18 protein-coding genes are annotated in these 20,510 nt (G+C 40.4%); 7 read left to right on the forward strand and 11 right to left on the reverse strand.

Going from position 1 to position 20,510, the window contains the following annotated elements:
* Positions 1-3: 3 nt before the first annotated feature.
* Complete coding sequence (locus A0128_RS00290; RefSeq protein ID WP_069605705.1) at positions 4-1,344, reverse strand: MATE family efflux transporter; 1,341 nt, start codon at positions 1,342-1,344, stop codon at positions 4-6.
* The gene (locus A0128_RS00295; protein ID WP_069605706.1) at positions 1,345-2,628 is read right to left on the reverse strand and encodes a dicarboxylate/amino acid:cation symporter; all 1,284 of its coding nucleotides are present in this window, start codon (positions 2,626-2,628) and stop codon (positions 1,345-1,347) included.
* Between the two features lie 141 nt (positions 2,629-2,769).
* On the opposite strand from A0128_RS00295, the gene A0128_RS00300 reads away from it, so the two are divergent.
* The 3 genes from A0128_RS00300 (at position 2,770) to A0128_RS00310 (ending at position 10,250) form a co-directional block, all read left to right on the forward strand.
* The gene (locus tag A0128_RS00300; protein WP_069605707.1) at positions 2,770-5,952 is read left to right on the forward strand and encodes a SpoIIE family protein phosphatase; all 3,183 of its coding nucleotides are present in this window, start codon (positions 2,770-2,772) and stop codon (positions 5,950-5,952) included.
* Positions 5,945-6,835 (forward strand): gluzincin family metallopeptidase, encoded by an 891-nt coding sequence (locus A0128_RS00305; protein WP_069605708.1) that lies wholly within the window; start codon positions 5,945-5,947, stop codon positions 6,833-6,835. Before A0128_RS00300 ends, A0128_RS00305 begins: the two co-directional genes overlap by 8 nt.
* Before the next feature lie 214 nt (positions 6,836-7,049).
* Entirely contained in the window at positions 7,050-10,250 is a 3,201-nt protein-coding gene (locus A0128_RS00310; RefSeq protein WP_069605709.1) for a SpoIIE family protein phosphatase, read from the forward strand.
* Between the two features lie 98 nt (positions 10,251-10,348).
* Here the strand turns inward: A0128_RS00310 and A0128_RS00315 are convergent, their stop codons facing one another.
* The 3 genes from A0128_RS00315 to A0128_RS00325 all read right to left on the reverse strand — a co-directional run bounded on the left by A0128_RS00315 (position 10,349) and on the right by A0128_RS00325 (position 12,200).
* Complete coding sequence (locus A0128_RS00315) at positions 10,349-10,819, reverse strand: DUF2147 domain-containing protein (protein WP_069605710.1); 471 nt, start codon at positions 10,817-10,819, stop codon at positions 10,349-10,351.
* Positions 10,820-10,895: 76 nt separating this feature from the next.
* Positions 10,896-11,417: a dCTP deaminase gene (gene dcd, locus A0128_RS00320; protein WP_069605711.1), complete on the reverse strand. Its 522-nt coding sequence runs from the start codon at positions 11,415-11,417 to the stop codon at positions 10,896-10,898.
* Complete coding sequence (locus tag A0128_RS00325) at positions 11,418-12,200, reverse strand: enoyl-CoA hydratase-related protein (RefSeq protein ID WP_069605712.1); 783 nt, start codon at positions 12,198-12,200, stop codon at positions 11,418-11,420.
* Positions 12,201-12,298: 98 nt separating this feature from the next.
* Here A0128_RS00325 and A0128_RS00330 point away from each other — a divergent pair, with 98 nt between their 5' ends.
* Together A0128_RS00330 and A0128_RS00335 are read left to right on the forward strand one after the other, a co-directional pair.
* On the forward strand, positions 12,299-13,024 hold the full coding sequence (locus tag A0128_RS00330; protein ID WP_069609010.1) for an LIC10067 family putative lipoprotein: 726 nt from the start codon (positions 12,299-12,301) through the stop codon (positions 13,022-13,024).
* A 53-nt stretch (positions 13,025-13,077) separates the two neighbouring features.
* Complete coding sequence (locus A0128_RS00335; protein WP_069605713.1) at positions 13,078-13,287, forward strand: hypothetical protein; 210 nt, start codon at positions 13,078-13,080, stop codon at positions 13,285-13,287.
* An 87-nt stretch (positions 13,288-13,374) separates the two neighbouring features.
* On the opposite strand, the gene A0128_RS00340 is transcribed toward A0128_RS00335, so the two are convergent.
* From A0128_RS00340 to A0128_RS00350, 3 genes are all read right to left on the reverse strand, one after another.
* Positions 13,375-13,743: a VOC family protein gene (locus tag A0128_RS00340; RefSeq protein WP_069605714.1), complete on the reverse strand. Its 369-nt coding sequence runs from the start codon at positions 13,741-13,743 to the stop codon at positions 13,375-13,377.
* A gap of 115 nt (positions 13,744-13,858) precedes the next feature.
* On the reverse strand, positions 13,859-14,944 hold the full coding sequence (locus tag A0128_RS00345) for a hypothetical protein (RefSeq protein WP_069605715.1): 1,086 nt from the start codon (positions 14,942-14,944) through the stop codon (positions 13,859-13,861).
* Positions 14,941-16,581, reverse strand: coding sequence for an NAD(P)-binding protein (locus A0128_RS00350; protein WP_069605716.1), 1,641 nt, complete (start codon positions 16,579-16,581; stop codon positions 14,941-14,943). Before A0128_RS00350 ends, A0128_RS00345 begins: the two co-directional genes overlap by 4 nt.
* 94 nt (positions 16,582-16,675) lie before the next feature.
* Between A0128_RS00350 and A0128_RS00355 the strand changes: the two genes are divergently transcribed.
* Positions 16,676-17,425, forward strand: coding sequence for an HAD family hydrolase (locus A0128_RS00355; RefSeq protein WP_069609011.1), 750 nt, complete (start codon positions 16,676-16,678; stop codon positions 17,423-17,425).
* Here A0128_RS00355 and A0128_RS00360 read toward each other — a convergent pair.
* A complete protein-coding gene (locus A0128_RS00360) occupies positions 17,414-18,265 on the reverse strand; it encodes a class I SAM-dependent methyltransferase (RefSeq protein ID WP_069605717.1) in 852 nt (283 codons plus the stop codon). The genes A0128_RS00355 and A0128_RS00360 overlap by 12 nt on opposite strands.
* 149 nt (positions 18,266-18,414) lie before the next feature.
* On the opposite strand from A0128_RS00360, the gene dapF reads away from it, so the two are divergent.
* Positions 18,415-19,260, forward strand: a complete 846-nt coding sequence (dapF, locus tag A0128_RS00365) for a diaminopimelate epimerase (protein WP_069609012.1) — start codon at positions 18,415-18,417, stop codon at positions 19,258-19,260.
* Between the two features lie 28 nt (positions 19,261-19,288).
* Here dapF and A0128_RS00370 read toward each other — a convergent pair whose 3' ends face one another.
* Positions 19,289-19,993 (reverse strand): lysophospholipid acyltransferase family protein, encoded by a 705-nt coding sequence (locus A0128_RS00370; RefSeq protein ID WP_069605718.1) that lies wholly within the window; start codon positions 19,991-19,993, stop codon positions 19,289-19,291.
* A gap of 37 nt (positions 19,994-20,030) precedes the next feature.
* Complete coding sequence (locus tag A0128_RS00375) at positions 20,031-20,318, reverse strand: hypothetical protein (protein WP_069605719.1); 288 nt, start codon at positions 20,316-20,318, stop codon at positions 20,031-20,033.
* Positions 20,319-20,510: the final 192 nt, after the last annotated feature.

The raw sequence follows: 20,510 nt of genomic DNA on the forward strand, positions 1-20,510 counted from the left end.
ATTTTATCCCTTCGTAGATTGTATGAGGTTCGAGTTTTGCGAAACTCGGAAGAATTTTAGGGCTTGTAAAGAAAGTGTCAACGCTCTTCCGAGCATGAGCATCGCAAGAGATAGCCAAAGAAGGTGATTGTTTTTTGTAATCTTTCCAAGATAAGCGATCGGTAAAAAGAATAGGGCTGTACTCAATAACATTGAATTTCTCAATATTCTTCCTTGAGTCAGTCCGATAAAAAATCCGTCGAGAATGAAAGCTACGGTTCCAATTCCTAAAACAGGAATGAGCCAGAGCTGATAGTCTTTCAAAATGGAAAGAACTCCCGAACTTTTTGTGATCATTCCGAACGTAAGCTGAGGAAATAGGAATAAGAAGATTAGAAAAATCGAAGTGAAAAGAAAACTAACGTTGAGAGCGATCCAAAGCAGAGACTTCAGTTCCTTCCAGTTTTTCTCTCCATAGAGATTGCCTGCTAAACTTTCAGTAGCGAAGGCCGCCCCGTCTACGAGATAGGCGCTTACAAGAATCAATTGAAGAAGAATCGAATTGGCCGCTAAAATTTCCGTTCCTGCTTCCGAACTAAAATTCCGGAACAAACTAAACGTCAAAATTAAGAATAAGGTTCTTAAAAAAATGTCTTTGTTTAGGTGAAGAAGTGAGGAAAAACCGGAAAGAGAAAGTAGCGCTTTTTCTCGAAGCCAAGAAAAGTCGAACGAAGAAGTTCGCTTGCACTCTCTAAAAAACAAAAGTAGAAAGGCGGACAACATTCCGAACTGACTGATCGTCGTTGCGAGGCCGGCTCCGTAGGCTTCCCATCCTAACTCAAGAATGAAGTAAGCATCCAAAATGATATTGAGAGCGTTCCCTATCAACGTCGCAACGAGAACGTAAGAACTTTTTTCTCTTCCCAAAAACCAACCTGTGAAAACGTAATTACAGAGTACTGCGATCGAACCGGGAATCCTCGCGTCGAAGTAAGAAACGCCGGCGGCCTTTACGACCGATTCCCCTTCCAGAATTCTAAATCCAAGCTCTTTGATCCAAGGTGATAGAATCAGAATTCCGATTCCAAAAAAACAGGCTAAACAAATGGATCGAATGAGAATAAAGAGGGATTCTTTTTCATTCTTTTCTCCCGATGCTTGAGCGGTTAGGCCCGTGGTCCCCATTCTTAAAAATCCAAACATCCAAAAGATAAAATCGAAAAGAATTCCGGATAACGCGGCTCCCGCCATAAAGATATGTGTATCTAAATTTCCTAATATAGCTGTGTCCACCAAACCGGTCAGAGGAACGGTGATGTTGGCAAGAATGTTGTAAGCGGTAAGTTTATAAAATTTAGATTTCAATCAGCTCAATTTGTCCATCACGCAAGACGCCGTAATATCACCGGTGACATTGATCGTAGTTCTGCACATATCCAAAAAGCGATCCACACCGAGGATAATTCCGATTCCTTCCGTGGGAATTCCAAGGCCGGCGAGAATCGTTGCTAAAATTACGATTCCGATTCCGGGAGTACTTGGAGTTCCGATAGAAGCGCCCACCGTCGAAAAGAGTAAAAAGACGAGTTGTGTCGGACCCAAGTCGATCCCGTAATATTGAGCTAAGAAGATCGATGCGACTGCTTGATACAATGCGGTCCCGTCCATGTTTACGGTAGCGCCGACTGGAATGATAAATTCCGCGATATTCTTTTTTACTCCCAACCCTTCGGTCGCCGTTTGAATGGAAACCGGCATCACGGCTGCGGAACTTGAAGTAGAAAAAGCAAGTAATTGAAGGCTCGCTATCTTTTTGAAAAAATCAAACGGGTTTCTTCTCGCGACTAAAATGAGAATGATCGAATACATGACAAGGACTGAAATCAATCCGAGTAAAACTGTACTCATATACATTCCGAGCGTTAGAAGAAGTTCCACACCGATCGATGAGATTGCTTTCGCCATAAGACCGAAAACCGCAAATGGCGTTAGACTCATCGCCCAGTTGACAATTTTCATACTGATCTGGAAGATCGAATTGAGGATTTCCAAAATCGGCTTTGAAAGTTCTTTTGAAACCGAAAGAATCGCGATTCCAATCAGACAAGAAAAGACGATTACGTTTAACATTTCTCCCTGAGTAATAGAAAGAACGGGATTCCTTGGAAAAAAGGACATGAATAATTCGGGATATTTATCCAAACTCGGAATGCTGATCGGATTTGGAATTTTGGAACTCTGAAGATGACTCAATTGAATGGTCGATTTACCCGGTTCCAACCAGAGGGCTAAAAAGATTCCGATGCCGACGGCTGCAAATGTGGTCAAAATAAAATAAATTACGGTTCTGATTCCAAGTTTTTTAACATTCTCCAGATTTTCCGCGGAACAAATTCCGAGAATAATAGAAGAGAAGATCAACGGCACCATAATCATCTGTAAAAGGCTGATAAAGACAAGTCCGGGAATAACAAGCCACGAAGTAGTCAGTTGAGCAACATCTCTGCTTACGAGAGATAAATCGGATCCAAGTAAAATGCCCGCTAGAATTCCAGCCGCCATTCCGATCAGAATTTTTAGCCAAAGCTTTTCCTTTAAATGTCTGGAAATCTTGGTATTAAGGAAAGTAAGCTTTTCAAAAACGGCCATTAGGGAAAACTCTTTTGAATCGTTATTTTTTCTATTGATTTTTAGTTTTGGTATGAATTATTGAAACCGTTTTCGAGATTTTTGATTAAACCCGTACTTTTTTCGAACAAAATATAGAATTAAAAAGACGGACTGGAGATTATGGGATTAGATTTTCTGAGATCAGATTTGATTCTCTTCAACTATTATTCTTTTGGAAGTCTATTAGTAACATTTACGACTTTTTTCCTCGCGGTCTTCTTTATCAGTTTAAGAAGAAAGACTGTCGCAACCTATCATCTCGGAATCGCATTTTTTATCTTCGGATTTTTTGAGATCGGTTACTTTCTCGCGGCGTTTTACTATCATCCGATCGCGGCCTATCATCGCTGGTTGACCGGATGTTTGATTCTACCGGCGGTTACTCACTTCACACAGTTCTTTATCCGTTATCCGAGCAATTACAACAAGAAACTCGGAACCTGGGTGATGATCAGCCAACATATTCTAAGTTTTATTCTTGCGTGTATATTTATTTATCTTACGTACATCTCGGAAAAAATTTATCACTTCACGGCGCATCACTGGGATTTTAACGCACTCGCTTCCAGTCGTTATCTTGCGTTTATGATCGCATTCTATTGTGTCATCGCATTTATCATTGTTCCTATCTGGAGAATCATAACTGATAAAGATAAGAAACGTTTTGCGATATTCTTATTTGCCATTGGATTTATGATCGCTGCGTTCTATCCTAACATCGCGAACGTTTTGAGCCGAGACGGAGTGATGGAAAGATCTACGTATATGACTTCGAACGTAATCTTTTTTATCGCGGCATTTTCAGTCGTAGTCATCGTCTTTATCAACAACAGTACGGAACGAACCACTTTTATGGTAAAGATCGTGGGCATTACATTGTTCACGATTTGTTTGATTATGCAGGCGCTCGTTTATATTTCAAATCAAGATAAAGAATCGGAATACGATAGTCTCCATCTTGTAAACAGCGAACGAGTTTTAGAAAGCGGTCGTACAAACGACGAAGTTCAATACATTTTGAGTTACGATGAAAAGAGTGGGGAATTGGTCACGAGTGATTATGATCCAAAGTATGCTTTGGATCTCTCCCTCGTAAAAGTCGACTTGCAAAATACCCTGATCTACGAAGAGATCGCCGCTCTCAAAGAAGATAATTTTAGGGAGAATCTCAAAAGTATTTTAGATTCTTCGCCTGAATATTTTGCCGGTTATAAGGACTCGATTTTTAAATTTGTAAAAGAGAATTCTTCCTTAAAATCAAAGGATTTGAAAATAGCTATTTTAGCATTGGCCGAAAAACTCAATAAGGATGCGTTCGTAAATACGAACAAACTGCAAGGAATTCGTTCTGAATCTTTCTGCGAAGACGGCAAATCCTACTTGGAAAAAAACAAAGAACTGGAATCCTTTAAAAACGGAATTCTTAAAAACTTGGATGGATGTAAGTGGAAAGGTAAAGAAATTTCCGGAAAAGAACTCAAAGCAGAAATTCTAAAATACTTTAGCTATTTCAAACCTGCGGAAACAAGACACTATAGAAGAAGCGTCGACGGCCTGGGTCATCACGTCGCTTTTATGAAGTATCTTCCCGCAAAGAAGCAAGTCGTCGAACTCGGATTTTCATATAAGAAGTATCGCGAGTTTATGCATCCGACTTCGGTAAAACAAACGATCATTCTTTTGGTCGTGATCTTTGTCGTCTTGGTATTGTTCCCGCTGTTCTTCAAGAGCAGTCTTGTGAATCCTCTGAACAGTTTACTTTCCGGAGTGGAGAAGGTAAACAAAGGGGATCTTGACGTTCAAGTTCCAGTCAAGGTTCGAGATGAGATCGGATTCTTGGCGGATTCTTTTAACTCGATGGTTTCTTCCATCAAACAGGCCCGAAGAGAACTCCAGGATTACGCCGAAAACCTCGAAGAAAAAGTAAAAGAAAGGACTCAGGAAGTTCAGGAGAAAATGGAGGAAGTCCAAAGGCTGAAAGTTCAGCAGGACGGGGATTATTTCCTCACTTCTCTTTTGGCGAAGCCGCTCTTTTACAACGCAAACAAATCGAAACTTGTAAACACGGAGTTCGTTCTTAAACAGAAAAAACAATTCGAGTTTAGAGGAAAACATTCCGACTTAGGCGGGGATATCTGCGTTACGGGAAATCTACGTTTAGGAACTCCCGATAGTTATAAACGTTATACGATGGCGATGAACGGGGACGCAATGGGTAAGTCCATGCAAGGGGCCGGCGGCGCTCTTGTCATGGGAGTCGTGATGAATTCTATCATGGCGCGTTCAGCCGCGAACAATCGCATTTTAGATAAAACTCCGGTGGAATGGTTAAGCGAAGTCTATCAAGAGATCCATTCCGTTTTTAAATCTTTCAACGGAAGTATGGTGATCTCAGCTACGATTTTTTTAATCGAGGAAGAGACCGGTAAATGTTCTTATTTTAACGCGGAACATCCTTTCACCGTTTTGTATCGAGACGGGAAGGCGAGCTTTTTGGAAGAGGGTTTACAACTCAGAAAGCTTGGATTGGATTCCGAATTCGATTTTCAAATTAGAACTTTTGAATTGAAAAAAGGGGACGTCCTGATTCTCGGATCGGACGGTCGAGATGATATCGATCTAACTCCGGAAGAAACCGTGAGAACGATCAACGAAGATGAGAATCTTTTCTTACGCAACGTAGAAAAAGGGAAAGGAAACTTAGAAGATATCGAAGTAGAAATTCGTAAGTACGGAGAATTGACAGACGACCTTTCAATGCTCAAAGTCGAATTTCAACTCGAAAAGAAAAAAGACGAACTCGACGAAATGTTTACCGGTGGTGATAGAATCGAGGTCGCTCTCAACCCCGACGCCATCTACGAAGATGCAAAACAACTTTATAAGAATGGAAAAGTCGATCAGGCTCTAGAGCTTTTGAAAACCGGATATACTCACGACACGGCAAATCAAAAGATCAATAAGCTTCTCGGACTTTTGAGTTTTAAAGGAAAAGATTATTCAACAGCGATTGAAGTTCTTGATAATTATCTAAAAACCGATCCAGGATTGCATGAATATTGGTTTTATCTATCGATCGCTAATAAGAAGGTCGGAAAATACGATCACGCTCTTCATGCGAGTTTAAAGCTAAAGGAAATACAGCCTGACAATCTCTCCAACTTGATCAATCTTTCCGATATCTATCGTTTGATGGACCAGTTCGATTTAGCGGAAGAAGTTGCGAATCAAATTATGCATCTCGATCCGGGCAATCAAAACGGAGAAAGACTTTTAAAGCTCATCGAACGAGATCGTGCGTAGACTTTTCTTTGGAATTTTAATTCTAATTTCTTTCGATCTGATTCCGGAAAAAAATTCCTGGGTTCGAAGAATTCCCCTTTCCAGAGGGGAATTGATTCTTGAAATTCGAAATTCTTCCAGAGATAAAGAATGGAATGAGTTTGCCTATCATAAGACAATCGATTTATTTAAGGCGCTGGAATCCTATTCCGGAATTTCATTTCACGAAGCGAGTGCTTCGATATTTGAAGGTCAGAAATCTTCTGAAAAATTCAAAGTTCTTCTAGTTGTTCAAGATCAGGTTTTTTTAAACGGAACTAGGGTCGGTGGATTCAATAATATTTCCGGCGATCTTGGTCCTGCCAGAGGAATTTTTTTGGAGCCGGATCTTGCGCCCCCCGGATTTCCCGCGCTTCTGTTTCACGAGCTTGGTCATTTTTATTTTTCGGATATCGCTTGGTTGAGCGAGGGCCTCGTTTCTTTTTTACCCTTCGTTCTTTATAAGGAAAAGAAAATCAACCTCAGTAAAGAAGAACTAATTTCCATGGCGGAAGAATGGAATACGGAAGAAGGATTGCAGGGAGGAAAAGATTTTCCTCTCGATCCGGACTTTAGAGAAAAATCTCCTTCCGCGACGCCGACCTTTTACAATAAAGCATTCAAAGTTCAGTTTATTCTTTATAAGGAATTGGGCCCGGTCGGATATCGAGAATTTGTAAAGAAGCTCGTTTTTGGAAACTCCCCAAAGACAACGGGAGAAGTAATCTTAATCCTCAAATCAATTCGAGATAAGAATTGGACGAGTCTCCTCAGAGGATGGGTTACTGCAGGGCCCTATGAGGTTTATTCTTGGAAAACCTTTCAGAAAGAATCCATTTTTCGGAACTTCGTTTCTATTCCTTAAATTGAACGTTTGTTTCAGAAAAGACTATTTTTTTATTTAAAACGTCTCATCCGATTTAGTTCCAGGCGTTGAGAGCGCTCGAATTCGAATTTACTCCTATTTTATCATTGAAAAGAACCTTCCTGTCGTTAGAGTAACGTCTGTTTGGAAAAAAATATAGATCCAAATTGCACGATCATTAGAGATTTTTTTAAAAGACAGGTTTATTTAAATTATGGGTGAAACCGAATCCATCTGGAACAACGTCCTCCTCAATTACTATTCATTTGGAAGTTTGTTATCCTTTTTAACTTCCATGCTCATCTCAGGGGTTTTTCTTTTTATAGATAAAAAAGTATCTAGTACCAAACACTTGGCCTTTGGAGCGTTCTTACTCGGTATATTCCAATTTGGTTATGTATTTGCGGCAGTACTCTATCATCCTTTTGCCGCTTATCATCGTTGGATCACCGCCGGTTTGATTTTACCAGCGATTCTTCACATCGGTCAGTTTGTTGCCCGTTATCCGAACAACGATAATCCGAAATTCAATATGGTCACGACGATCGTGCTTTGGATTGCTGCCATAGTTTCTGTCGGCTATTTCTGTTTTTCTACTTGGAATGCTTCGGTAAAATATCATTTTACCGCGCATCATTGGGATTTTAATGCGGAGAACGTAAGTAGAACGATTGCGATCATTATCTTTACGTATGTTTTTATCAACTTCATTGCGATCCCAATTTGGAGGATGACGGTTCTGAAAGGTAAGTCGCGTTGGATTATCTTTGGATTTATGATGTCCTTCCTTGTGGGGGGAACTGTTCCCGTAATTGCAAACCTATTGAGTAGAGACGGTTATATTGAAAGGTCGATCTATCTTACTTCGATCGTTCTTCTCTTTATGGTGGCGTTCTTTATCATTCTTATTTTGTATTTGAATTTCTCTGTGGAAAAGACTTCTTTCATGTTGAAAATTGTCGGGATCACTTTCGTTACTGTTTTGATCATCATGCAGGCTCTCGTCTATATTTCCAACCAAGATAAGGAATCGGAATACGACTCGCTGAGCCAGATTCACATGGAACGTGCGTTGGAAGGCGGTGCCATCGAAGACGGTATCTCTTATATGATCAAATGGGATCATAATAAGAATTCCTTTGATAAGACAAAATACGATCCGAACATTCATCCGGATGAAGAGCAGCTCGTCATCGATTTTAAAAATACGCTTTTATACGAAAGAATTTTTAATCTCAAGGAAGAAGGTTTTCGCGATTCCGTGATTCAACTCGCGGAAGGTTCTCATGAAAATTTCGGAGGATATCGCTATTCGATCGTAAATTTTTTGAAAGGACACCCCGATTTAGAAGGTGCCGCGCTCAAAGCCGCCTTGAACAAAGAATTGTCCAGACTTGGTCTTTATGTGTTCGTGGCTTCGAATAAATTGGATAATATATTTCCGGAAGATTTTTGCGCTAAGGGAAGAAGTTATTTAGACGGAGCCAAAGAAGTAAAGATGTTTCGGATTTCTTTGGAGTATCGTTGGAATTTTTGTAAGTGGGACGGTAAAACGGTAACCCCCGCCAAACTCAAAGAGGAAGTTCTCAATTACTTTCGTCCTTTCGTTCCTTCTCTTACGAGATACTATCGTAAAAAGGACGTGACCGATCATAGCAATCATTACATCGGTTTTATCAAGTATGATCCTATAGCCGATACGGTCAGCGAGGTCGGGTTTTCTTATAGGGCTTATAGACAGTTCATGCATCCGACTGCGTTGAAACAAATCATCGTATTAGGCGTTGTGATTGTTGTCATCATTCTTCTGTTTCCGCTCTTTTTTAGAGGAAGCCTCGTTTCTCCTCTGAACGATTTGTTGAGTGGAGTTGAAAAGGTGAACGACGGAAGCCTGGAAGTTCAAGTCCCGATTCGAGTAAAGGATGAGATCGGATTCTTAGCCGACTCGTTTAACAGCATGGTTACCTCGATTCGAGACGCTAGAAAAGAACTTCAAGATTACGCCGAACATCTTGCACTCAAAGTTCGAGAAAGAACGGAAGAGCTTTCCGAAAAGATCGACGAATTTCAAAGACTCAAAATTCAACAAGACGGAGATTACTTCCTAACTTCGCTTCTTGCAAAACCTTTAAACTACAACGCCAGTAAATCTCCGAAAGTTTCCACGCACTTTCTTCTAAGACAAAAGAAACAATTCGAATTTAAGGGAAAACGCGCCGATCTCGGCGGGGATATCTGTGTAACCGGAAATTTACGTTTGGGATCTCCATCCAACTTCAAACGTTATATCTTTGCGATGAACGGGGATGCGATGGGAAAATCCATGCAGGGAGCCGGAGGTTCTCTTGTTATGGGGGTCGTAATCAATTCGATTCTCGCGCGTTCCGCAGCAAACAATAGAGTCTTAGAGATTTCACCGGAACAATGGCTTACCGAGACATACGAGGAAGTAAACGCCGTCTTCAAATCGTTTAACGGAAGTATGGTGATTTCCGCGACTGTGTTTTTAATCGAAGAAGAATCAGGTAAGGCTTATTATTTTAACGCGGAACATCCTTTTACGGTATTGTATCGTGATGCAAGAGCAACCTTCTTAGATACTACATTGAATCTCCGCAAGATTGGATTGGAATCGGAATATCCGTTTAAAGTATTTACAACAACTTTGAGAGAAGGAGACGTTTTGATTCTCGGATCGGATGGAAAGGACGATCTGGATCTGACTCCGGATAAAGATACACGATCGATCAATGAAGATGAAACTCTCTTTCTAAAGACCGTTGAAGCCGGCAAAGGAGACATCGATCAAATCGAACATTTGATTTATAAGAACGGTGAAATTACCGACGATCTTTCTTTATTAAGAATCGAATACGGAATTCGAACCGAAGAAGAATCTCATAGTTTTTCTGAAGATTCCGATAAGATGGGAATGACCTCCGCAATTGATGATGTGCCGGATTGGAGCATATCGTATTCGCACGCACGACAATTGTACAAAGACGGAAATACGAAAGAGGCTATTGATGAGCTTATGGATCTCTATTCTAAAACTCCCGAGGATTCTAAGGTGATCAAACTCTTAGCTCTTTTGAGTTTTAAAGATAAAGATTATGTAAAAGCGGTAGAAATTTTAGGAAAGTATTTGGAACTCGATCCTGAGTTGAGCGAGTATTGGTATTATCTTTCCGTAGCGAATAAAAAATTGGGAAGATTTTCGGAAGCGATCACCGCCTCGGAAAAAGTCGCCTCTAAACAACCGGACAATGCGAATAACTTAGTAAATCTTTCCGACTTGTATAGATTGCAGCAAAAATACAGCGAAGCAAAAGAATTTGCCGATAAAGCCTTAGTTATAGACCCACAAAATGAGAATGCTAAGAAAATTTTAAGGAAGATTGAAAATAAAGTCTGAGAGAAGGAAAGAGAAATCTCTCCGTTTTGATCGGAGAGATTGTAATGCAAAAAGGATCGAAACAGTTTCTAAAATTTAGAAACTGTTTTTCTATAGTTCTACTTAACTCTTGTCCAAGTAGACTCTTTACCGATCATCATAAAGCCGACTTTATATCCGCCCTTGAGATCTAAAGTATCAGCATTTCTTAAAGTAAGTCTTCCATCATAAGTTTTGCCGCCTTTCGGATCGTAAACTCTTCCACCTGACCATACTTGTTCGCCTTCATAAGAAAATCCTGTAAGGAATACAAGACCGAGTGTTGGGCGAGTACGAAGACTTTCGTCTTTATTATTGTTGTCCACTTTTGGAGTACCGGGAGTACCTTCAGTGCTTCCTGCCGGATAAAGAGGCTCTTTCAGCCAAACGATTTTTCCGCAAATCTTAGCGCCGCATTTGTGTACATCAACTTGAGCGTCTTTTTCCTTATTCCACCATTTTCCAAGGATTGCATCTTCTTCACCTGCAAATACAGGCGCAGAAAGAAATGCAAAGGCTAGAAAAATTGCGATAGATCTAAATCTGGTCATTCCATTCTCCAAAAAAGTGTTTTGAGGTCAAAATTCTGGAGTGATAACGGATAAAGTCAACAAAAAAGAAGAGAATCTATTTCTCGAAATCTTTATATAACATAGAAGGTTGAATTCCTTGATTGGCCTGATATTTACCGGACGAATACTCCGTTATTTGTCCTTCTACAGTGTGATAGAAAATTTGACAAACTTCCACAGCCGGATAAACGATCAATGGTTGGATCACTGAAATTTCAAGTGTCCAAAATCCTTTGAAACCAACGTCCCCGAATCCCGCTGTAACGTGAACTAACATACCCAGACGACCGATGGAAGAACGTCCCTCGAGCATAGGAACTAAGTTATGCGTCTCGGTAAATTCTAAGGTTCTTCCTAAATATAAAACGCCCGGTTTTAATAGAAGACCTGTTTCAGGAATGATGATCTTTTCCGCGGGATTTGGTTTTTTCATATCCAAAGGGAGTTCTGTATAAACCAAAAGTTCTTCGTGAAGTCTTAGATTGTAAGAATTTGGATTGAGTAGCTTTTCAGAATAAGGATTGATTACGATGTCTTTGCCGATTCGTTTTTGAATTTCTTGTCCTGTGAGAATCATTTATTTTCCTTTGAAAATCGGTTTTCGTTTTTCTTGAAACGCTTTGAGCGCTTCCACCCGATCTTCCGTCTTTAAGGTCTCGTTATAGTATTTACTTTCTGTTTTGAGAGCCGTTTGTATGTCTTGACCATAACCTTCCGTAATTGCTTTCTTTGCAAGCTGAAGAGCGATAGGAGCAGAGTGCGATGCGATTTCCTCAGCTAACATTTTTGCGGCGGGAAGAGAAGAATCATGCCAGATAGAATTTGCGATTCCGTAATTCAAAGCGGTCTCTGCGTCTATGGTCTTTCCCGTAAAAATCATCTCTTTCGCTTTTGAAATTCCAATTCTTCGAGGAAGTCTTTGTGTTCCTCCTCCGCCGGGAATGATTCCTAAACGAGTCTCAGTCAATCCGATACGAATGTCGTTTTTAAGAAGAATGAAGTCGCAGCAAAGAGCGAGTTCGAGTCCGCCACCGAATGCATCCCCGTCGAGCGCTGCGACGGTCGGGTAGGGAAAATTTTCGAGTTCTAAAAAGCAATTTCTTAACCCTTCTAAAAATTGGGTCACTTCCTTCGGCGACATACCGACTCTTTCTTTTAGGTCCGCTCCGGCGCAAAAAGAAGGTCCGATGCCCCCTAATACCAAAGATCGAATCGATGGATTCTCCTTTGCCCTTAAAATCGAACTGTGAAGGGCCGACAAAAGCTCTTTACTGATCGCATTTCGTTTTTCCGGTCGATTGAGAAGTATGACCGCGATTTCGTTTTCTATGGAATCGATGATTGTGGAGGATTCGCTCATTTTAATGCACCATTTTTTAGGCAGAATAATTCTTGCCGAAACCTTTTTGTTCCGATAAACTAGGTGCCCGTCGTAAAATTTTCAAGCCAAGTAAGATTATGCTACATAAATCGACAAAAATTTTTCTGATTCTTTTCATTCTTCCGTTCCTTCTGTGTAAGGATAGCAAATCGAATAGCGATTTATTTGCAGGCCTTGGAATTGGAAGTCCCGTAGTTACCGGCATTGATCCTCCGGCTGGTTCTCCACCGCAAGCGACCGATGTAGCTTATACCGGAACTCAGATTACCATTACGGGAAGAAATTTTACGCCCAATTCAACGGATACGATCGTAAAATTCAACGATCTGGTCGGGACGATTTTTTCCATCACAACGACGGAAATCATTACTACGGTTCCAGCTGGTGCGAAGGCAGGTTTTCTAACCGTTTCCAAGGCCGACGGATTTTGTGATACGGTTTACGGGACGGATGGGTATAACTGTTCCGCTCGGAGATTTTACGTAGATTGTTATAAGGCATACGACAATATTTACGGCGATGAGACAGCGGTAAACTATCCCGATTCTTCTACCATAAAGTTTACTGCGGATTACGGAACTAAAGCTTTTCGTTCCAATCTGAGGGAAACAGGAAGTACTATTTTAGTTCTCGAATGTGATAACTTGGTCGCAGTGAAGTATTTCACAACTAGCTGCGTTGCGACTGACAATGGAACTTTGGCCGCTCCGGTTTACAATCCAACGATCAATTTTACGGATAATTACGCAGTTCAATACTTTATTACCTCCGCAAAAGGAAGTTGTAAAATCAGCTTTCAATAAAAAATGTTTGGCTTTTTCCGGAGATCTGTTAGAGTTCAAACAGGAGTTGTATCATGAAGGTAGTTTCCTCAGTTCAGCTTGGGCTTCCAGAAAAAGGAGCCAAAGATACAAGAAAAATCCCAAAAGAAGATGGGATGGTTCGCGTCGAGCCGTATGAAAATAAACAGGCTAACGTTTCAGATAAAAGGGCTTTTGCAGTTGAAGCAGGTCAAAACGGGGATTTCTACAAGGTAAAGGGTACTTTCATCGATAAGGTAGGCTGAACCAGGAGGAAATGGTTCTGACCCTTAGAGAATAAAAAAGCCTCTCAAAGAGAGGCTTTTTTGTGTACCGACGCTATTTTGGAAGAATTAGTCTTTATAACTGATTTCTAAAACGTTTCCGGATGGATCCAAGAAGTGGAGAAATTCTCCCGCACTGTTTGTTTCCGGACCGCGAACGATCGAAATTTTGTTCTCTTCTAATTCCGCAATGGCTTCCGTGAAATCATCCACGTCCAAAACGAAACTGAGAACCGGAATTTTGCTCTCTCCAAGAGAGTTTTTAAAACCGGAAATCTTTTGAAGTTTAATATTGATCGAATCAAGTCCCATGACAACATATTCGCCGGATTTCTCATCTACCGATTCAAAATCGAATATATCAGAATAAAACTTCGCAGAGGTTTCCGGGTTCTCCGCAGGTATTAAGAAATAGTCGATTCCTTCAACGATAATCATGGATCAATTCCTGTTTAAACTTTTTCGTCATTATGGAAGGAAAACCTGGATTGTCTATTTAAAAACGAAAACCAGATCTGAATGTGATAGAATTTCAATGGAAAGCTCGTTTCACCTATTTTTCAGCGATTTTAAAAAAGTGAAATAGCCTTGGATTCGGTTTCCCAATCTTCCAAAGAAATGCATCGAGAATATAATGGGTAAATTGAGGTAAAAAGAGCGCTGATGCCAAAAGAGCAGTCGCGAATTCAGGAAGTTCAACGGAATAAAAGCTCGTATTTCGAAAGATTTGAAAGTGATCTTTCCAAATAAAACTGTCCCAGGCCCATTCTTCCACGAAAGAGAATAAGAATAAAACTCCTAAAAAACAAAGTAAAACCTGTATCCAAGATTTCGATTTGAAAACTTCTCCCTTTATCTCATCTGAATTTTGGATTACATAGTAAAAAAGTAAGAAGATGTAAGGAATGCCGTGATTGACTACGTTTGTAATCGTAAATGAAAAATCGGAATTAAAATATACGATTCCAAAAAACCAAACAAACCAAGTATTGAGGACGAGAAGAATTTTTCCCAAAGGAAGGGAACGATATTTGAAAAAGTAATAGAAGTGAATTACTAAATACAAACACAACCAAATCTGTTGTAACCAGAGTAAGGCGGTCGCTAAACTTGGAATCGGATACGTCCAGAAGTCGCCGTCCATAAACCAAGAGAATTCTCTTTTTTGATCCGTAAGGTGCCAATAAAGAATCGGAATTCCTCCCATCAAGTAGATCGTAATTTTATCCAGAAGAAATGGAATTTGAATCGAATCGCTTTTCTTTCGATACAGAGCTAAGAATCCAAACTGTTGACGAATGAAATGGAAGACGGCGACGTAAGCCATGATTCTCCAAAACCAAATCGAACCGAAAGAATAGAGAAAGACGGAAAATAAAAAACAAACGATCGGAACCGTTATGAGAAGAGTTTTTTTTTCTCTCCATTCTTCTTTATTAAAATAGGATCGAAACAAAGTGGAATAAACGTGAGCAACGTCGATCAAAAGCACCGTACAAAACCAAGTCCAAGGATTGATTTCGGAAGGAAGCACATTCCATTCTCTTAAAATGAATAAGGAGAAAACGGAAAGAATACCCGGTAAAATGATAAACGACAGATCCAGCGTGGGATTGAAGACCCAACCTTTTGATTTCATATTTTTTGTTCACCGAGAATTTTCATCGCGGCGTTGTTTCCTCGAATCAATGCCTCTTCAAAGATAGAAATTCCACTTAGATCGGAATGAGCAAAGTGGAGGTTAGGATAAGAAATCGCAAGGCGCTCTCGTTTTCCTCCCCAGATCAAACCGGGTGTGGGGCGGATCATCGCATGCGCGTAGGTCATGATATCCATATTTTGAATTCTCTTTTCGATATCGGGATGCGCTTTCTTTAAATCGGATACGATCGCTTCTTTCCATTCGAACCAAGACGTTCCCATCATTTTCTTACGAATTGCTATCGTATCTTTTTCACCGAAGGCTTGGTAGTAAGTGAGAACGGATTCTTCTCTTCCTGCGCGCAAATCCTGATGTGTCGATACGATATAACCCAGGGATGGACTTTGATAGATTACGTTATCCCAGCAGGGCGGAATTCCTTTTCCCGTAGGAATTTGATCAACGGAAAGATTTGCAACCAACCAAGGAGAATAAGTAAGTCCTTCTGCAACGCCGGATTTTTCTCCGAGAATATATTTGCGCGTGAAGGACGGAAGAGCGTAGACAATCGAATCACAGTGAATGATTTTTTGTTCCTTGGTTTCGATCGAATAAACCTGAACTGTAAATCGAGATTCTTTCGATTCAGAGGGTATAACTTTTTCGACGAGCGTTCCTGTTTGAATTTTGGAATCGATCGGAGCTCGGAGTTTATCGACTAAAAAACCGTTTCCTTCCGGCCAGGTGAGAAGAGTTAAGTCTTCGCCGTTTTCATCCACGGGACGAGAACAAAAATAATGAAGTCCAATCCAAGCAGAAACGGTATCCATTGAACCTCCAAAATCGTCTCGAACGGAATAATCCAAAAACCAGAAAAGCTCCTTGGTTCGAAATCCTTTCTCCTTAATATATTCAAAAAAGTTAATTTTATCTAATTTGAGAATTTCGGGATCTCTCGAAGAAAGATCGATCGGGATCGTGAACGCTTTTTTTCCGTCCCTCCCTCTTTTGAGTCTCCAAGTTTGGATCCATCTTTTAAATTTCTCTTCTTCTAAGCCTGCGGGCGATCGTGTGTTTCCTCCAGGATATAAGCCTTCGTTCCATCTTCCTTGATAGTAGATTCTTTCTTCCGGATCAAAACAGAGAAAGCGTTCGTTGTAAACGGGTTTGCCTCGATTGTCCTTGCCGACGATGACTTGATTTTCTTCTAAGAATTTTCGAACGAGAACCGCTTCTTCTCCAACTTGAGGAAGGTAGTGTGCTCCCCACGGATAGGCGCCGATTGAATTTTTACCGGATCTAGAATTTCCTCCGGCGTTGTTTTCTAATTCTAAAATTTTAAAATCTGAAAAACCGGATTTGTGAAGATAATAACCCGAACTCAAGCCGGCGACGCCGCTTCCAAGAATCAGGACTTTTACTTTTTCAGAAACGTTTCGATTTATATTCGAACTGAGTGTTGATTTTGAATTCTCTCGAATTCTATGTCCTATCTCTCGATTTGGACCGACGATCTTGCCTGAAATTCTATGTCTGAATTTCAAAAAGGAAAGTCCGCCGATGATCGCTGAAATACAAAGACCTAAAATGGTAAGAAAGGATCTTCGTGAAATGAATTCTTGTTCTTCGGCCATGTTCGATTGGAAGATTAATGGGAATCTAAAATCGCGCAAGGAAAAATGAAGGAAAAGAATTGCCTTTGGTATCGGAAGGATTCTTTTGCAAGGAATGGCACTTTTTTTAGATTTTGATAATACGCTCTTAGATTCCGTCTCTATTTACGAATTCTCGATACAAGAACTTACAAAAAGAGCAAAAGAATACGGCCTTACTTCTACGAAAGAATTTTCTCAACTCTATGACGCCGCTCGCAAAGAAGTTAAGATTGAACTTCAGGATTCTCCATCCAATCGTCTTCGTTTGATTTATTTTAAAAAGATGTGTCTTGAGAAATGGGGAACACTGAATCCAAAGTGGATTCTAAAATTGGAAAAAGATTATTTCATTTTTTTCCAAATCGGAATTCAGACTTTCAAAAAGAAATACGAGAAAGAATACAAAGAAACATTTTCTCTCTTGGAACAAATCTCTCAAAAACAAAAGATTCTTTTTTGTACGAACGAGAATTTAAGAACACAATTGATCAAGATGAACTCACTACTTCCTAAAAAATTAAAGTATATAGTTCTGAGTTCGGAAGAGGTTGGAAAGGAAAAACCCTCGGAAAAATTTTTTACAAAGGCGAGAGAACTTGTAAAAGGCGAAAGCCCCGTTTCTATGATCGGAGATTCTTTAAAAGACGACGTAGAGGGCGCGCTTCGTTATGGAATTCCGGCCATTCATCTAAAATCAATATTTTCTAAAAAGCAAACCAACTTAGAAGAAAGAAGAATCGTTCTTACGGACGTTCCCAAAAAGAACGAATATTCATATTTGGAAACGAACGATATCCGCGTAGCTCTGAAGTTATTTCTTTAAGATCGCAAATAACGTGTTATTGAGGTTCAAAGTTTTAAAACTGATAAGCCAGAATATCTTTGTCGCATAATAATAGGTTTTTTTAAAAAGGGTTCCGAGGTTTCCGCCTTGGCTTCCGGAAACCGATGCGATCGGCTTTAAAATCGTAAACTTGCAATCTTTGAAACCGGTTTGCCGGGAAAGCATCTTCATCGTTTTCTCGGTATAATCGTTGATATGATCCTTTGCTTCCAAGTAATGTCCGTCGGGTTTCATTCCTTTTAGAATTACTTTCAAACGAGCCTTAAACAACTGAACCGGAAAGTTCGGAGTTTGTAAAAAAAGAATCCCGCCCGGCTTTAAAAGTGAATGCAAATATTCTAATAGACTGTGCGGTTTTGGAATGTGCTCGATAACGTCCCAAAGTGTAATGATATCCAAGGATCCCTTTGCGATTCCAGAGTTTTGAACGATTCCCGGAAAAACGTTTTTGAGTCCGTTTTTATCTCTCGCGAATTGAACCGCTTTTTCGGAGATCTCGTATCCGATTGCTTCCCAACCCGGTTTTTGAGCGCCAATGCGTTTTACAAAAAAACCAAGTCCGCAACCAACGTCCAAAATTTTTCCGGACGGAGCTTTTAAGAATGCATCGATAAAGTCCTGATAGATTTCTCTGTGAGCGTTGTCCCACCATCCCAAATCGTAAGAAGAATCATCATCCCAGTAGCCTTCGTAGTGTTCTTCCTGTTCGTATGTGGAGAATACGTGCCCGCAGTTGGAGCAACGGACGATATCGATTCCGTTCTCGACGAACACGGTAGAATTTTGAGTGCTTGCGCAAAGATAGCAGGTTTGATTCAAAGAAGCCCCCAGGCGAATAGCCGGATTTTCAATGTCTCCGGGTGAAGCCGGAAAAGCCAGAAAAAAGTAGAGAGCTTTTTCTTGTTTTTGAATTCCCCCCGAAGGAGTCTAAAAAAAAGATAGAATTCAGTTTATCACCAGGAGTTTCCGTGGCCGCGCTTAAATTCACAAAAATGGAAGGAATCGGTAACGATTACGTTTATATCGATGCTACTCAGACGGATGTTCGCTTAACACCGGAACAAATTCAGAAATTATCCGATCGTAACTTTGGGATCGGAAGCGACGGAGTCATCTTTATTCGAAATTCTAAACAAGGCGATTTTATGATGGATATGTACAACTCGGACGGAAGTTCTTCCGAGATGTGCGGCAATGGAATCCGTTGTGTTGCGAAATACATTTACGATCACGGTCTGACGAATTCTAAAAATCCAAAAATTGAAACCGGCGCCGGCGTTTTGGAAGTGGATTTAAAAATCGGATCCGGCAACAAAGTGGATCTCGTAAGTGTGGACATGGGAAAACCGATTTTGATTCCTTCTAAAATTCCGGTTCTTTGGAAGAATGAAGAGACTATTATCGATCAAGCATTGGAGATCGCGGGAAAGAATTTAAAATTCACCGCGGTTAGCATGGGCAATCCACATTGTGTGATTTTTGTCGATGACTCCGATCAGTTTCCGGTTCGAGAAATCGGCCCGTTGATCGAACTCCATTCTATCTTTCCAAAAAGGGTGAACGTTGAATTCGTAACCGTTCGTGGAAAAGATCATCTCTATCAAAGAACCTGGGAAAGAGGCGCTGGTGAAACCTTAGCTTGCGGAACGGGAGCTTGCGCCGTGATGGTTGCAGGCAATTTGACCGGAAGATCCGGAAAGGATGTGAAAATCGATCTAAGAGGCGGAACGCTTAGAATTCAATGGCAAGAATCAGGTCACGTTTTGATGACCGGTCCGGCTCGTGAAATTTTTTCAGGAGAAGTAGAAGTTTAGAATATTCTAAACTTCTACTAAGATCAATTTAAGCGACGTCCGCTTTTTGAAGAGCTTCCATTCTCACGCGAACTTCGGTTGAGAGTTTTTTGAGATTATCTTCCAACTTACCTTCCAAATAGGGTCTATGATCGATCTTAGGTCCGTAAAGAACTTTGACCTTTTTGTAAATCGATCTTCTCTTAATATCACAGACTTCTTTCGGCATTCCCATAAAAGAACGAACAAGGGATGGAATCGGAATATCGGAATAACTTTCTTCGATTGGTACGATTACGGAAGGAAGGATATCGACTTTATTTCGGATCGAAAATGCAGCGAAACCGTCGTGAAATTTCACCATAGGTCCGGAGAAGTCATTCTTAACCATGTAGTCATGGCCTTCGGGAAAAATTCCGAGAACTCCGTCTCTTTTAAAAACTTGTTGCACCATCTTGATGCTCGCCATCGAAATTTTTCCGTCTATCGCCATTGGAATTCCACCGGCGAGCTTTGCTAAATCTTTGAAAATGGGAATTCGAAAAGTATAATCGGCTGCGATCCAAGAAATATAACGGGGAAAGGTATAAGAAAGAATGAACGGATCCATATCCGATCTATGATTGCTGACAAGGATTACTTTTCCTTCCTGGACTATATTCTCCGTTCCATAAGCGTTTATGTTAACGGCGAAACCCAAGAAAGGAGCCACAAACTGCTTCAGTCTTAAATATGTCTGTGCTTCCTTTTCCATGGTCTTCTCCCTCGTTTATACAATGAGGGAAGTCATTTTATTCCCCTGTAAAAATAGACCACCATTTCTTTTTTTCCTCCGGAGAATTTGCATTTCTCGGATCGGAAGAAGATTCTTGTCCATAAGATCCGCCGCCTAACTCGTGAGAACGAATCGGATCCCTTCTTTTTCTGGCATTCTGAGGTACGGAACGTCTCAGTTCTTCCAACTCTTTCTGAGCGGATGCGCTGGACTTGATATAATTTCTTATATCGGCCCATTCGGGATCGTGTTCGTTCCCGTAGACTGCAAAATTCATAAGATCAATCGAATCAAACTCAGGCATAAGAGCTTCTTTCCAGGCGTATTTTTTATATTATAATAGATTGGGAAATTTTCCGCAATCTCATATAGTCTGCTTAGGGGAAGGAATGTGGCAACAGTTTTCATAAAGAAACTTCTAAAAAATGTGGAAGAAGTCTCAGAAACCTTTTGAATCCTCTTTTTTTCCGCTTTGAACTCATTTCATCGGAAAAAT

The sequence above is a fragment of the Leptospira tipperaryensis genome (assembly GCF_001729245.1).
GTDB classification, from domain to species: domain Bacteria; phylum Spirochaetota; class Leptospiria; order Leptospirales; family Leptospiraceae; genus Leptospira; species Leptospira tipperaryensis.

Bases quoted from the DNA above. Each gene is read 5' to 3' on its own strand.
- A0128_RS00295 (WP_069605706.1), bottom strand. From the start codon at position 2,628: ATGGCCGTTTTTGAAAAGCTTACTTTCCTTAATACCAAGATTTCCAGA.
- A0128_RS00300 (WP_069605707.1), top strand. From the start codon at position 2,770: ATGGGATTAGATTTTCTGAGATCAGATTTGATTCTCTTCAACTATTAT.
- A0128_RS00310 (WP_069605709.1), top strand. From the start codon at position 7,050: ATGGGTGAAACCGAATCCATCTGGAACAACGTCCTCCTCAATTACTAT.
- A0128_RS00315 (WP_069605710.1), bottom strand. From the start codon at position 10,819: ATGACCAGATTTAGATCTATCGCAATTTTTCTAGCCTTTGCATTTCTT.
- dcd (WP_069605711.1), bottom strand. From the start codon at position 11,417: ATGATTCTCACAGGACAAGAAATTCAAAAACGAATCGGCAAAGACATC.
- A0128_RS00325 (WP_069605712.1), bottom strand. From the start codon at position 12,200: ATGAGCGAATCCTCCACAATCATCGATTCCATAGAAAACGAAATCGCG.
- A0128_RS00330 (WP_069609010.1), top strand. From the start codon at position 12,299: ATGCTACATAAATCGACAAAAATTTTTCTGATTCTTTTCATTCTTCCG.
- A0128_RS00335 (WP_069605713.1), top strand. From the start codon at position 13,078: ATGAAGGTAGTTTCCTCAGTTCAGCTTGGGCTTCCAGAAAAAGGAGCC.
- A0128_RS00340 (WP_069605714.1), bottom strand. From the start codon at position 13,743: ATGATTATCGTTGAAGGAATCGACTATTTCTTAATACCTGCGGAGAAC.
- A0128_RS00345 (WP_069605715.1), bottom strand. From the start codon at position 14,944: ATGAAATCAAAAGGTTGGGTCTTCAATCCCACGCTGGATCTGTCGTTT.
- A0128_RS00350 (WP_069605716.1), bottom strand. From the start codon at position 16,581: ATGGCCGAAGAACAAGAATTCATTTCACGAAGATCCTTTCTTACCATT.
- A0128_RS00355 (WP_069609011.1), top strand. From the start codon at position 16,676: ATGGCACTTTTTTTAGATTTTGATAATACGCTCTTAGATTCCGTCTCT.
- A0128_RS00370 (WP_069605718.1), bottom strand. From the start codon at position 19,993: ATGGAAAAGGAAGCACAGACATATTTAAGACTGAAGCAGTTTGTGGCT.
- A0128_RS00375 (WP_069605719.1), bottom strand. From the start codon at position 20,318: ATGCCTGAGTTTGATTCGATTGATCTTATGAATTTTGCAGTCTACGGG.